The organism is Pseudomonas sp. LTJR-52 (assembly GCF_003691465.1).
In the GTDB taxonomy this organism is placed as follows: Bacteria; Pseudomonadota; Gammaproteobacteria; order Pseudomonadales; family Pseudomonadaceae; genus Chryseomonas; species Chryseomonas luteola.
This window is the reverse complement of the sequence record NZ_CP033105.1, coordinates 1,978,670-1,992,290: the sequence shown is the minus strand read 5'-3', so window position 1 is coordinate 1,992,290 and position 13,621 is coordinate 1,978,670. Positions and strand designations below refer to the sequence as shown.

Below are 13,621 nucleotides of genomic sequence, written 5' to 3'. Positions count from 1 at the left end.
GTGATGGGGCTTTTTTTATTGCCTGAACTTTTTATTCCTCTTCACGGTGCATGAAGAGGTCCCATACCGACATGAAGAGCGCCGCCACCAATGGGCCAATGACGAACCCGTTGAGACCAAAGAGTGCCATTCCGCCTAGTGTGGAAATCAGTACCACATAGTCGGGTAGCTTGGTGTCCTTGCCTACCAAGATAGGACGCAGAATGTTATCCACCAAGCCGATGACGATAACGCCGAACAGGATCAATACAACCCCTTGCCATATCGAACCTGTCAGCAGGAAGTAAACCGCAACCGGCCCCCAGATCAGCCCAGCGCCTACTGCTGGCAACAAAGACAGGAACGCCATTATCACGCCCCAGAGGACGGCAGCCTCGACGCCGAGCACCCCCAGGATGAAGCCTCCCAGAGCACCCTGAACAATCGCTACAATAATGTTGCCCTTGACGGTGGCCCGGATAACAGCCGTGAACTTGCGAAGCAGGCTGCGCTTGTGAATCTCGCTCAAGGGGATGGCTTTACGGATCAGTCCTACGAGGTATTGCCCGTCTCGAAGCAGGAAAAACAGCAGGTACAGCATGATGCCAAAGCTGATCACCAACTGAAACGTCCCCTGCCCTACCAACAAGGCCCTGCTTGCCAATGCCTGACTACCTTGGGCAACACTTTGCGTCAGGCGCTCGCGAATGCTTTCTGGATCAGTAATATCGAATCGGTGCAGTATACTTTTGATACTGTTCGGTAGTGCCTGCCACATATGCTGAAAATATTCGCCGAAATTCAGCTGGCCGCTGTTGATTCGCTGATACAGCGCACTGCCTTCCTGAACAAGAGAAATACTAATCGCCGTGACCGGCAGAATCACGATGAGTAAACAAACACCCAAGCTGCTCAGCGCGGCAAGGTTTTTACGATTGTTGTAGCGCCTGAGAAACCAGCGCTGCATAGGGGCGAAAATAATCGCCAGGATCGCTCCCCAAAAAACCGCGCCGTAATAGGGCAACAGAATCCAGGCAAATGCGATCGAGACAATAATCAGAAGAAAGATAAATGTTCTATTTTCAAGTCGCGTGCTTTTCATCAGGGTTCCAAAGTCCATTCAAGAGCAACGAGCGTCGCTTTTGGTTAGAACACTGGATACCACGCACTTGTTCCTGAGGGCTCAGCCAGAGCCCTCAGGAATGTCGATTTAAACGCGGAACTGCTTGACCAGGCCGTGGAGGCGATCCCCTAGCGAGACTAGCCCCTGGGTAGTGGTCGCACTCTGCTCAGCCCCTGCCGTCATGGTTTCAACCGCGCCAGCAATCTCGTGGACGCTACGGTTGATTTCCTCGGAGACCGCCGTCTGCTCTTCGGCTGCACTGGCTATCTGGGCGTTCATGGCGTTAATCGTACCGATCAGCTGGCTGATGGTATCGAGCGAGGCGCCTGCCTGACTGGCTTGGACAGTCGTACTTTCACCTGCCGCACCAGAGCGACGCATCGACTCAACCGCCTTTTGCGTACCCTGTTGCAGGCGATCGATCATTCCCTGGATCTCCTGGGTACTTTGCTGAGTACGGCTTGCCAGGGCACGAACTTCGTCGGCCACGACCGCAAAACCACGACCTGCCTCACCAGCCCGAGCCGCCTCGATAGCAGCGTTCAAGGCCAGCAGGTTGGTTTGCTCGGCAATGGAACGGATAACATCCAGTACGCTGACAATGGACTGTACGTCCTGCTGCAGACTGTCGAGCGACATGCCGCTGTCACGCACTTCATCGACCAGAGAATGGATGCCTGCCACACTACCCTCAACCACACGCTTGGCTACACGACCCTGCTCATCAGTCTCACGGGCAGCTTCTGCCGCTTGCTGGGCACTTTGCGCCACTTCATGAGCCGCTGCGGACATCTCGTTGATAGCCGTGGCAACCTGATCGGTTTCGCTACGCTGACGCTGCATGGCCTGCTCGGTACGACGAGCCTGGGCAGCTACCTCATCCAACAAACCGGTAAGCTGCTGAGTGATGTCGATTACCTGCTGTACGGTTCCATGAATCTTGCCAACGAATCGATTGAACGAGCCAGCAAGCCGGCCCAACTCGTCGTTACTCTGCACCGGCAGTCGACGTGTCAGATCGCCTTCGCCATCAGCAATGTCATCAAGGTTTGCACGCATGAGCTCAAGCGGACGCAACACTCGCATGGCAAATAGATGAGCCGCAATGGCGATGATGACCAGCACTACCAGCGAGACGCCGATGATGGAGAACAGCTGCGTCAGGGTCTGCGCACGTACATCGGCCTCGATCTTGCCCAGCCGCTCCTCAACGCCATCCAGGTTGATGGCAGAGCCCAGGACCAGGTCCCACTTGGGCAGGTACTCGGTATAGCTCAACTTGGGAACCAAGGTAGTTTTGCCAGGCAATGTAGAGGAATAGCGGACATAATGAGTGCCATCCTTGCCTGCACGGACCAGTTCCTGGTTCAGGTAAACGCCGTTCGGATCCTTGTTATCACGAAAGCTCTTGCCTATGCCTTCAGCGTCGTTTCCCTTGAAAAGGCGGATGACGTTTGAATCATAGCCAAACATATAGCCATCTTTGCCATAGGTGATGCCAGATAAAATCCTAATTGCCTCGGCGCGGGCCGCCTGATCACCGTCGGCTGAAGCATCGTAGAGCGGCTTGACCGCTGTCAGGGCAACCTGCACGTAATTCTTCAGGGTTACGTTGCTTTGCTCCATCAAGCGATCACGCGTTGTCTGTATATCGCGCTCGGCTTTATTGCTCAGCATCACATAGGAAATACCGCTGATGATCAGGGTAATAATTACAACAGGTAGGAGCGCCAGCAGGAGCACCTTGGCTTTTAAACTCATCACTGAGACCTCTTAGGTTGTTATCTAAGTAGGTTTTCGGCCAAGCGAAACGAAAATGAAGGTCGATCGATAGTGCTCTATCCGTATGGTCTCAATCACCGGGAGCAGATCGGGAGGCTCGGAGCGGCAGCCGGACCAAAACTTTCAGCCCGCCCAGGGAACTGCTTTCCAGGCTGAGCGTACCTGCGCAATTGTCCACAATGTCACGCGCAATACCAAGGCCCAAGCCATGTCCCATGACTCGCTCATCCAGACGCGCACCTCGCTCGAGAATATCCTGCCTGGATTCAGGCGCGATACCTGGCCCATCATCATCAATACTGATCTCATAACAGGCATCTTTCTTCAGTACCGTCAGCTCTACCTGGCTGCTCGCCCATTTACAGGCGTTATCCAACAGCGTACCCAGCAATTCAAGCAGGTCTTCGCGATCCCAGGGCAGTTTCAAACCGGAAGGCACATGACAGGAGATCGTCAGGTCGTTGTCATGGATCTGCTTGAGCATGGCGCAGAGCGAAGGCAATTCAGCCTCGCAGTCCAGATAGACACCGGGAAGCTGGTCACCGGCCAGGCGAGCACGGCGCAACTCCCGCTCAAGACGCTGCTGGATCTGCTCAAGCTGATCGCGCAGGATGCTCTGCAGTTCAGGATGCGCACTCAGTTCTTGCCGCTCTGCAAGGCTTACCAGCACGGCCAGAGGCGTTTTTAGCGCATGCCCCAGATTACCGATGCCATGGCGGGCACGCTTGAGATTATCCTCGGTATGACGCAGCAGATGATTGATCTGCTCCACCAGCAGCTCAAGCTCTTGGGGAACCTGCGTATCCAGCTGGCTGCGCTGCCCCTGTTGCAGTTGAGCCACTTGTTGCCGGACCCGTTCAAGTGGCTTTAAGGCGCGCCTTACCGTAATCCGTTGTAGAAAAAGGATTACGATTAACGCAACCAGCCCAATGCCGGCACCTATACGCAGCATTCGACTGAAACTGGTCAGGAGCGGGTTGTAATCCTGTGCAACGACAATGCTGAGCTTTTGCCCCAACCGCTGATAATCCGCGCGATAAACCAGGAGGCGTTGATCTCCGGGGCCATTGACGAGATGTCCGGTCAGCCCTACGTGCGTAGGTCTCTCAAGCACATGATCCCAGAGCGACCGGGAGCGCCAGCGAGGTTCTCCTATGTCGATCTCGAAATAACGCCCGGAAAATGGCCGTTGATAGGCAGGATTAAGGCGCTGCTCATCCAGCTGCAGCCCGTTTGGCCCCCGCGCAATAGCCACCAGGAGGTTTTCGCTCTCTGTCTGAAGTCCGCTTCCCAGATAATCCCGTAGCGCCGTATCAACCAGCCAGCGTGCGCCCAGTATCAATAAAAGTCCGGATATCAGCAGAGCGGAGGCCAAGCCAATGCCCAATCGCTGCTGAATGGACTTCATGCCGATTTCCCGAAGCGGTAGCCCTGTCCTCGCCGTGTCTCGATAATATCGCGCCCCAATTTACGCCTGAGATGGTTCACGTGCACCTCGATGACATTAGAGTCACGCTCGCTTTCACCGTCGTAGAGATGTTCACCCAAATGACTTTTGGACAGGATCTGCCCTGCATGCAACATGAAATACCGCAGCAGCCTGAACTCTGCGGCGGTCAGCTCGATGCTTTCATCCCCGCGATTAACACATTGCCGTGACTCATCCAGGCTCAGACCGGAAGCCTGCAATGTCGGCTGATTCACCAGCCCACGGGCACGCCGCAATAATCCTTGAATCCGCAAGGAAAGCTCTTCAGGGTGGAACGGCTTGGTCAGGTAATCATCGGCGCCAGCCTTGAGCCCATCGATACGCTCGGCCCAACCACTGCGCGCCGTCAGAATCAGTACCGGCGTAGAAAGTCCCTGCGTGCGCCACTCCCTGAGCACATCCAGCCCAGAACGCCCCGGCAGTCCCAGGTCAAGTACGATAAGGTCATAAGGCTCGACTGCGCCCTGGTATGCCGCATCACGGCCATCGGCCAGCCAGTCTACGGCATAGCCTTGTCGTGTCAGGCTAGCCATTAACTCATCCGCCAGGGGAACACTGTCCTCTACCAACAACAGACGCATCAGTCGTCTACCTCGTCCTTCAAAATCGTACCGTCAGTGGCGCTGATTTCCAGCTCGCGCACAACGCCCTTGTCTACCAGAAACTCGATCTCATAGACATAAACACCATCTTCCTCCTCAAGCTCCGCCTCCAGCAATGTTGCCTTTGGATAGCGCGCATAAGCCTGGTTGATAAGCTGCTCAAGAGGACGAATTCTTCCTTCCTGACGAAGCCGCAACGCCTCATCCTGGTCAAGGTCGCGAGCGCTTGAAAGCCCGCTGGCTGACAGCAATGTCAATACCAGCAGGCCTTTCATCATGCTGCTACCCAGGTTCAATCGTCCTGTACATCCTTGAGCACTTCGCCCGTTGCGGCATCGAGCTCCAGATCCCATGTCACACCTTTCTGGTCACGTAACTCAACCTGATAGATATAGCGGCCATATTCTTCTTCCAGCTCAGTGTCGTGAGTCGTCGAGCCAGGATGCTTGGCGATAGCCGCCTTGTTCAATACGTCGAAGGATTTGATGGTACCTGCATCACGCAGCTTGAGCGCTTCGTCAGGTCCCAAGTCGCGGGCTTGGGCCGCACCGGCCAGGGCGGTCAGGCTGGCAGCGGCAATCAATGTAGTCAGTGCTTTCATGTGTATGTCCTCACGGGTTATTCAGTGAGTTCACCTTAACGAGGCAGCCTTAATTCAGCCTTAATCTCATTTTGGAACTACATGGTCAGCCCAACGGTCTTTCGCAATCAATGCCGCATCGCGGCGGTGCGTTTGTATACTGGCTGTCCGTATGGAGTCCTCATGACAGCTATTCACATCAAATCTCCTTCCCTCGTTATCCGCGCGGGCACGCAGGCGCTGGCGAATATTCGCCAACAGGGCCTGTCACCTGCAGACGTAGGTATTATCCCGGGCGCAGCAGGCGGCCCGAAAGCACTAGGCTTGCAAGGGCTAGACATCGCGCTGTTTGGTGAATGGCTGCCTCGCTCACCACGGGTGCGCGCATTGGTTGGCGCATCCATTGGGGCCTGGCGCTCCGCATGTGTCTGCCTACCGGATCCGGCAGACTCATTACGCCGGCTGGGCGACCTCTATACCGGATTGCATTTTCCCAAAGGTATTGGAATCAGGCAGATCAGTCAGATTTGCAAAAGCATGCTGGATGAACTGCTGGGTGGGCGTGACGAGGCGATTCTGACCGCCCCAGGCTATCGCCTGAACATCATGATTGTTCAGGCATTGGGCCCTCTGGCCAGTGACCAGCGCCGAACATTAAGCCTTGGCCTGGGCGCTGTGATCCGCGACAACCTGATAGCACGGTCTCGTCTGATTCGCCATTTCAGCCGCATCGTGGCCCATGATTTGCGCCAGGCGCCGCCGCTGGATGAACTGAATGATTTCCCAACGCAGTACCATGCGCTTCGCCCCGACAACCTTCGCCAGTCATTGCTGGCGTCAGGCTCCATTCCACTGGTCATGGAGGGCGTAACAGATATCCCTGGCTTTGGCTCCGGTACTTACCGTGACGGGGGACTGCTCGATTACCATCTGGATCTTCCCTATCGCGGGAATGACATTGTGCTCTATCCACATTTTATCGATCGCATCATTCCTGGGTGGTTCGACAAGGGCATCTTCTGGCGCAAGGCCAATACACATAACCTGCGAAATGTGGTGCTACTGGCACCCTCACGGTCTTACCTTGAGCGGCTACCTGGTCGAAAGCTTCCCGACCGCAAAGATTTCACCCGTTATGCAACCGATCCTGCCACACGGCAACGTCACTGGCATACAGCGATGGCGGAAAGCCAGCGACTGGGTGATGAGTTTTTGGAGCTTGCCGAAAGCGGCCGGTTAAAAGATCAGATATTGCCTCTCGTCTAGAGCGACGAACCGGCTACTAGCCCTGCGGTCTTCATAGAAAGCAGTCCACAGCCGGTGTTTTCATGTCAGAGAGTGCCTCATTTATTCCCCCGACCGCCGAGGGTACGCTGCCCGCCCCTGGAGACGAGCGCGACGATACAGGTACAGCCCTGTGCCCCCCGCTACCCTCGGACCTTCACTATGTGGATGACACGCAGCCGGGCCTGCGGCGAAAAAAGCTGCGCGGGAAGTTTATCTACCTGGATGCCCAAGGCGAATGTATTCGCGATCAGGCTGAAATTGACCGCATCAACAAACTGGCCATTCCACCCGCCTATACGGATGTCTGGATCTGTGCCGATCCTTGTGGCCATTTACAGGCAACGGGGCGGGACGCCCGAGGACGCAAGCAATACCGATATCATCCACGTTGGCGCGAAATCAGAGACACTGACAAATACGAACGGATGCTGGAGTTCGGCAATGCCCTTCCCAAACTGCGCAAGCGGATAGAAGAGCATCTGGCGCAACGCAAGCTGAACCGGGAAAAGGTCATGGCGACCGTTATCAGCCTGCTGGACGCCACCTTGATTCGCGTAGGCAATCAGCAATATGCCAAAAGCAATAAATCGTACGGCCTGACAACCCTGCGTAACCGACATGCAGACGTTACCGGCAATACGATTCGCTTTCACTTCCGCGGCAAAAGCGGCGTCGAGCACAACATCAAGCTGACAGACCCGAGGCTTGCACGTACCGTCAAGCGCTGCCTTGAGCTACCCGGCCAACACTTGTTTCAGTATCTGGATGAAGATGGCGATCGGCATACGGTCACCTCGTCAGACGTAAACGCCTACCTGCACGAACTCAGTGGTGCCGATTTTACTGCCAAGGATTACCGCACCTGGGCAGGCAGCGCCTTGGCTCTGTCTACTCTCAAGTCACTGCGCTACGAAACTCAAACTGAAGCCAAAAAGCACCTTCAGGAGATGGTCAAGCAAGTATCCAGTACGCTGGGCAACACACCGGCAGTATGCCGCAAGTGTTATATCCACCCGGGCGTCATGGATGCATTTATGGCTGGCGAACTCGGCTCGCTACCCAAGCCGCGCAAACGCAAGGGACTTCGCGAAGAGGAAGTCACCCTGCTCATGTTTTTAGAGCGCCTGGTCGAGAAGACGCAGGCAGCTTAGGTACTCGAGCCGCCTACTAGAGGCGGCTCTGGAACAGCGGTTGATGCTCCTGGCACTGCTTGGCGGAAAGCAGAAAGACCCCGTGACCGCCCCGCTCGAACTCGAGCCACGTAAAGTCGACTTCGGGATAAAGCGCTTCGACGTGTACCTGACTATTGCCCACCTCAACGATCAACGTGCCGGTGTCAGTGAGGTGATCCGCGGCTTCAGCCAACATTCGGCGCACCAGATCCAGCCCGTCTGAGCCACAGGCAAGGCCCATTTCCGGCTCGTGGTGATATTCAGCCGGCATATCGGCAAAATCTTCTGCGTCCACATAAGGTGGATTTGACACGATCAGGTCGAAACGCTGCCCTGGCAGTCCAGCAAACCCATCCCCTTGCACGGTATAAACCCGGTCTTCAAGGTCATGCCGCTCTATGTTCTGCCAGGCGACCTCCAATGCATCAAAGGAAAGATCGGCCAACGCGACTTCTGCATTAGGGAACGCATAAGCACAGGCAATACCAATGCATCCCGAGCCGGTACAGAGGTCTAGGATTCGAGCAGGCTCATGGGGTAGCCAAGGCACAAAGCGGGCATCAATCAATTCAGCAATCGGTGACCGTGGCACCAACACACGTTCATCAACCATAAACGGCAGCCCACAAAACCAGGCTTCGCCTAACAAATAAGCCGTCGGAATGCGCTCCTGAATCCGTCGGTGAAGCAGGACGCTCAAGTCGTAGCGCTCATCATCTTCCAACCGGCAATCCAGGTAGCTGTCAGACATTTCCCAAGGCAGATGCAAGGCGCCTAACACCAGCTGCCTGGCTTCATCCCACGCATTGTCGGTGCCATGGCCAAAATAAAGCCCTTCGGCGTGGAAGCGGCTCACCGCCCAACGGATATAGTCACGAAGAGTGCGTAAACGGGATTCGGTCATCTAGGGCTCCTTTTCAGCGGCATAGTGTAGCCTTGCAGCTCTGCCCACGAAACGTCAGATGCACTCGTCCAGTCTAGCGGCGCGTCCTGGCAATCAGGCCACCCAGAACGCCCGTTACACAGCCGGCCAGCAGACCTCCTACATGAGCGCCATTAGCAATGGCACCAAAGCCAAGCACATCAATGGCGCCGGTCAGGCATATACCCAGCCAGGCAAGCATCATGATGACAACGCCCTTTGGCATTCGATACGCTGGGGTGGGTGCCAACAGCTGGAATAACCAGCAATGGCCCAGCAGGCCATAGAGCACACCTGACAATCCGCCAAACAGTGCCGGGCCACTCCACCAGTACTGCACAAGGTTGGCTGCCAGTGAAAAGAGGACGGTTAACGCCAATAGCATCCACCCCTTTTGACGAAACTCAATGCGGCGCCCCAGCTCCCAATACCACAGGGAATTCATGGCCAGATGCAAAACGCCAAAATGCAGAAACATGGGTGAAACAAACCGCCACCACTGATTTTGTTCAAGGGTATAGGAGACGGGATAGAACTCGATATACGTATCGTAAAGCCGAAAGTCCAGAAAAGTAAGCCAGCGAACAACCTCATAACGATCGCCCAACAAGGTAATCGCAGCCACGACCAGTGTGATGAGCAGGACGCCTGCAGTTACAGGACTTGCCCGTAGCTGCTCCTTGAAGCCAGGCCGAGTTACAGTAGGCCGAACATCAGAGATCTCACCGGCCGCGTCCCCCTGCGGATAGCGTGCATACAGGTTACGCACCTCGTCTACCAGTCCCGGATCATTAACCCACACCACTTGTGCATCGCGTTCTTCAGTCACTCGGTGAGGAATATGCAGACGACGGAGTAATTGCGTAAACCCTAGCAGGTCCGTTTCGAGTCCTACACGTAACGCAGGCTGTGCATTCATTCCGCCCCTCCTGTTGACGGCACATCGACCCAGACGAATTTCTTTGGATCCAGACGATGCTCCTCATCCAGCCGATACGCCACCAGCTTTCCGTTGTTCACGGCACTGTAATCCAGACAGGCGAGATTAGGCCGTATCGGTTCAGGATGACCGTCGAGCCAGTAATGCCCTACAAACAGCAGCGGCTCATCGATGCCATAACACATCAAGCTGGACTTCTCGGTTTCACTTAGCCGCTCGCAGGCCACATCATCCGGCAAACCATCTGGCTGAAAGACAATATCGCCGTATGTCTGCGGGTCTTCCTCCCAGAATTTGGTTCGGAACCGACCGCGTGTGAAGCCATCACGCCCCGTCATTTTCATGCCGTTGGGCAGCGGCAGGGAAACGCCATTGAGCAGCCGAGAGCAGGCGCGATTAGCCAGGCTCCCCGGAATGGCCGACTGCTGAATGAATCGCTCATCGATATACCCACCCGGATAGACCTCATCAATGGCAGCAATCAGGGACGAATCCCAATAGGCATGTACCAGCCTGAAACGTCCGGCATCGATATACAAGGGCAACTCATACAGCCATGTGAGAAAGTCATTCCACTCCGCAGAATGGTGATCGAACTGCACCAAGGTCGTCTGGATCACCCGCTCGTAACGAGAGGTATGCTCACGAACGTATCGCTTGTGACTTTCTGGCGGCGCCGGCGTGTGCCAGCTCAAGGCATTGATTTCATGGTTACCCAGCAGGCACATTGCCTGGCCTGCCTCCACCATGTCACGAATGCAGTGCAGCGACTCTCGCACATGAGGCCCACGATCAAGGATGTCCCCTAGAAAGAGCGCCATCCTTCGCGGATGCTGCCAGACACCGTTGTGTCGGCGATAGCCCATTTGGTCCAGCAAACGTTCAAGCACATGAGCGCAGCCGTGAATATCGCCTATCAGGTCATAGCCACGATCAGGGTCAAGCATCAATCATTCCCCAGACGGCTGCTCCAGCCGAGCTTCGTCCGGCAAACCTCGTAATAGTTATGATCCAGTGGGTGGATGAGTCGCAGTTTGTGCGGCTTTTTCTGGATGGTTACGACGTCACCAGGCGCGCAATTAAGATGATTCTGTCCATCACATGAGACCTGCGGATAGATCTGCATGTTCGGCGAGACCACGATTTTCAGCTCGCTGTCGCCACTGACTACAATGGGGCGGCTGGACAAGGTATGCGGGTACATCGGCACGATGACAATCGCATCCAGTTTGGGATGCATGATGGGCCCCCCCGCTGACAGCGAGTAGGCTGTCGAGCCTGTGGGTGTCGCGACGATAAGCCCATCGGCCTTCTGAGCGCAGACAAACTTGCCATCGATATGCAGGGCAAACTCGATCATGCGGGTGGATTTGCCTGGATGCAGGACAACATCATTCAGGGCATCGGCCTGACCAATTGTTTCTCCCTCACGACAGACAAAGGCGTCCAGAAGAAAGCGTGTCTCGACGATATATTGCCCTTCAAGCACCTCGGCTACCTTGGTCTCAAGCTCATCCGGGCGAATATCGGTCAGGAAACCCAGATTGCCACGGTTGATACCTAGAACAGGTACACGCGGGCGCGCCAGTACACGTGCCGCCCCCAGCAGGCTGCCATCGCCCCCTACTACGATAACCAGATCGCAGATCTCGCCCATGGTTCTACGTGAGCAGGTTTCCAGGCCGTGACCGGGCATGACCTCAGCGATGATGTCTTCTAAGATCACATGCAGGCGCCGCGCCAATAAGAATGTTTTGAGCCGGCGAATGGTATCCAGCACTTGAGTGCTGCCCAGACGGCCGATAATGCCGATTTTCTGAAAAGAGTCCATACGCGGCCGTAGCCCTTCTATGGCAGGAATGTCGATAAATTATGCGGGCAAGCGGCAAGGCACAGCAAACCGTACACCCTTGTCCAACTCGGCGTATGCTTGAGTGATGAGCAATCTATTCCAAGCACTGGCCGTACTGCCTTACACGCTTCGCCACCCAGCGGTGCGTGATCTAGCCTGGGTAATCACCTCTCCGCCCATCCTGGACCGAGCGGAACAACGTCACCCCTTGGCTGCAAGCAATTGGACAGCAAAACCTGACAAATTAGCCGATTGGCTCCATGAGCTTGATCGAAGTCCTGAATTACTGACAGGCTGGCTTACCCAGGGAAGCGACCGCCGCCTTGGGCGGTACTACGAATTGCTCTGGCAATTCGCCCTCACCTATGCCCCTGGGATTGAGTTGCTGGGAGCCAACTTACCGCTCCGTACGGCGACTCATACGCTGGGCGAACTTGATCTCCTGATCCGAGATGATGAAGGCGTTCATCACCTTGAAGTAGCGGTTAAATATTATCTAGCAACGGGCCTTCCGCAATCACCGGAATGGTTGGGCCCAGGTGGCGAAGATCGACTCGAGCGCAAGCTGAGTCATTTTCTAAACCGGCAGTTACCCTTGTCGCAGTCTCCGGAAGCGCGCGTTTTGTTTAAAGCGCTCGGTATCGTCTCTGTCCAATCTTGGCTATGGATGGGCGGTTATCTGTTTTATCCACCCGCAGGTGCCATACCATTTCCCAGCTGCTCCCCACACCATTTGCGGGGTTTGTGGCAACGCCTTGATAAAGCGAAGCCTGAAGAGAAAGGCGCATGGCAACTACTTCCCAAGCAGCGCTGGCTTGCACCTGCACACCGACACGATGGACATGCTCCATTCGACTTCAATGTCGAGCCCCATTGGCCTCGGTTACTTGTGCACCTTGACGAGGACGGCCAGGAAGACCACCGTTTATTCTGGGTACCTGAAACATGGCCTTTTATACCGGAGAAGGCCGAACACTAATCTAGTGCTTCAGCAGCTTTAACAGGTTGTCCTGCATCGCCCGACGCCCCTGTAGACCGCCCGTATGCAGCGCTATAATGCGCTGTCCGGCTGGAATATCTCCCGCTTCAACCGTACGGCGAAGCGCCAGCAATAGCTTGCCTGTATAAAGTGGCTCGAGTGGTATTTGTGTTTCGGTCTCGAACGAGGCCATAAAGCTGGCCAATTCGGCATCAATACGTGCAAATCCTCCTAAACTCGCATCGAGCCAACGGATATCTGCATCAGGTTGACCCGCCTCGCGCACCCAACGCGCCACCTGATCGGGAACGTTGTAGCGCAGCGGGACAGATAGCGTCCCGATGACAGGATGTCTGCCAGCCTCTCCTACAGCCAGACCGGCCAGCGTCGTTCCCGTACCAGCAGCCACCCACAGCGCATCATAATCAGACCAGCCAATCCTGTTCAGCTGCGTCTTAATATAAGCAACCAGAGGTATACACCCCTGCATGCCCAGCGAGCCACCGCCCCCTTCCGGAATAGGCAAATAGCCTGGGTAACGTGCCAGCCATTCACCCCAGAACTCGTCATCGCGTCGGGCCCGATAACCTCCGTAACCCAACCAGTGCAACTTCATTTTCCATTTGCTCAGGTCATCAACTGTTGGCGTATCCTGCGGCTCGCCTCTCAGGAGCCCTACAGTCTTCAAGCCGAGCCGTTGTCCGGCAGCTGCAAGTGCATGCAGATGATTGGAGTGCGGGCCACCGAGGCTAATCAATCCTGAAGCCCGTTTGGTATGTGCCTGCTGGAGGTAAGCCGCCAGCTTATAACTCTTGTTGCCGGAGACTAGAGGGTCCACTTCATCAAGTCGAAGCAGTGCCAGTCGGACTCCCGACTTGCTCAGCCATGTGGTTGCAACTTCTTCCAGCGGTGGA

At 55.5% G+C, this 13,621-nt stretch carries 14 protein-coding genes and 1 pseudogene; 3 read left to right on the top strand and 12 right to left on the bottom strand.

The features are described 5' to 3' along the window. Positions 1–31: 31 nt before the first annotated feature. The 7 genes and pseudogenes from EAW52_RS09270 to EAW52_RS09245 form a co-directional block, all read right to left on the bottom strand. The gene (locus EAW52_RS09270) at positions 32–1,081 is read right to left on the bottom strand and encodes an AI-2E family transporter (protein WP_122042201.1); all 1,050 of its coding nucleotides are present in this window, start codon (positions 1,079–1,081) and stop codon (positions 32–34) included. A gap of 108 nt (positions 1,082–1,189) precedes the next feature. Continuing rightward, on the bottom strand, positions 1,190–1,945 hold the full coding sequence (locus EAW52_RS26795) for a methyl-accepting chemotaxis protein (protein ID WP_372238912.1): 756 nt from the start codon (positions 1,943–1,945) through the stop codon (positions 1,190–1,192). A 102-nt stretch (positions 1,946–2,047) separates the two neighbouring features. Beyond that, positions 2,048–2,728, bottom strand: a pseudogene (locus EAW52_RS26790) (cache domain-containing protein); the annotation flags it as partial. Positions 2,729–2,954: 226 nt separating this feature from the next. Beyond that, positions 2,955–4,292: a sensor histidine kinase gene (locus tag EAW52_RS09260; protein WP_122042199.1), complete on the bottom strand. Its 1,338-nt coding sequence runs from the start codon at positions 4,290–4,292 to the stop codon at positions 2,955–2,957. After that, positions 4,289–4,954: a response regulator transcription factor gene (locus tag EAW52_RS09255; RefSeq protein WP_010794918.1), complete on the bottom strand. Its 666-nt coding sequence runs from the start codon at positions 4,952–4,954 to the stop codon at positions 4,289–4,291. The genes EAW52_RS09260 and EAW52_RS09255 overlap by 4 nt, the downstream gene beginning before the upstream one ends. Beyond that, positions 4,954–5,253: a PepSY domain-containing protein gene (locus EAW52_RS09250; RefSeq protein ID WP_371106363.1), complete on the bottom strand. Its 300-nt coding sequence runs from the start codon at positions 5,251–5,253 to the stop codon at positions 4,954–4,956. The genes EAW52_RS09255 and EAW52_RS09250 overlap by 1 nt, the downstream gene beginning before the upstream one ends. A 14-nt stretch (positions 5,254–5,267) precedes the next feature. Then, positions 5,268–5,576, bottom strand: coding sequence for a PepSY domain-containing protein (locus EAW52_RS09245; RefSeq protein WP_019365781.1), 309 nt, complete (start codon positions 5,574–5,576; stop codon positions 5,268–5,270). A gap of 162 nt (positions 5,577–5,738) precedes the next feature. On the opposite strand from EAW52_RS09245, the gene EAW52_RS09240 reads away from it, so the two are divergent. Together EAW52_RS09240 and EAW52_RS09235 are read left to right on the top strand one after the other, a co-directional pair. After that, positions 5,739–6,821, top strand: a complete 1,083-nt coding sequence (locus EAW52_RS09240; RefSeq protein WP_122042198.1) for a patatin-like phospholipase family protein — start codon at positions 5,739–5,741, stop codon at positions 6,819–6,821. Between the two features lie 62 nt (positions 6,822–6,883). Further along, the gene (locus EAW52_RS09235) at positions 6,884–7,993 is read left to right on the top strand and encodes a DNA topoisomerase IB (RefSeq protein ID WP_177411898.1); all 1,110 of its coding nucleotides are present in this window, start codon (positions 6,884–6,886) and stop codon (positions 7,991–7,993) included. Between the two features lie 16 nt (positions 7,994–8,009). Here EAW52_RS09235 and prmB read toward each other — a convergent pair whose 3' ends face one another. The 4 genes from prmB to EAW52_RS09215 form a co-directional block, all read right to left on the bottom strand. After that, positions 8,010–8,918 (bottom strand): 50S ribosomal protein L3 N(5)-glutamine methyltransferase, encoded by a 909-nt coding sequence (prmB, locus tag EAW52_RS09230; RefSeq protein WP_122042197.1) that lies wholly within the window; start codon positions 8,916–8,918, stop codon positions 8,010–8,012. A 73-nt stretch (positions 8,919–8,991) separates the two neighbouring features. Then, complete coding sequence (locus EAW52_RS09225) at positions 8,992–9,855, bottom strand: rhomboid family intramembrane serine protease (RefSeq protein WP_122042196.1); 864 nt, start codon at positions 9,853–9,855, stop codon at positions 8,992–8,994. Next, positions 9,852–10,823, bottom strand: a complete 972-nt coding sequence (locus EAW52_RS09220; RefSeq protein ID WP_122042195.1) for a metallophosphoesterase — start codon at positions 10,821–10,823, stop codon at positions 9,852–9,854. The genes EAW52_RS09225 and EAW52_RS09220 overlap by 4 nt, the downstream gene beginning before the upstream one ends. After that, complete coding sequence (locus tag EAW52_RS09215; protein ID WP_122042194.1) at positions 10,823–11,707, bottom strand: NAD(+) kinase; 885 nt, start codon at positions 11,705–11,707, stop codon at positions 10,823–10,825. The genes EAW52_RS09220 and EAW52_RS09215 overlap by 1 nt, the downstream gene beginning before the upstream one ends. A 106-nt stretch (positions 11,708–11,813) precedes the next feature. Between EAW52_RS09215 and EAW52_RS09210 the strand changes: the two genes are divergently transcribed. Beyond that, positions 11,814–12,707 carry a DUF1853 family protein gene (locus tag EAW52_RS09210; RefSeq protein ID WP_122042193.1) on the top strand — a complete coding sequence of 298 codons (894 nt, stop codon included), beginning with the start codon at positions 11,814–11,816 and terminating at the stop codon, positions 12,705–12,707. A 1-nt stretch (position 12,708) separates the two neighbouring features. On the opposite strand, the gene EAW52_RS09205 is transcribed toward EAW52_RS09210, so the two are convergent. Further along, complete coding sequence (locus EAW52_RS09205; RefSeq protein ID WP_372238911.1) at positions 12,709–13,614, bottom strand: 1-aminocyclopropane-1-carboxylate deaminase/D-cysteine desulfhydrase; 906 nt, start codon at positions 13,612–13,614, stop codon at positions 12,709–12,711. Positions 13,615–13,621 lie beyond the last annotated feature (7 nt).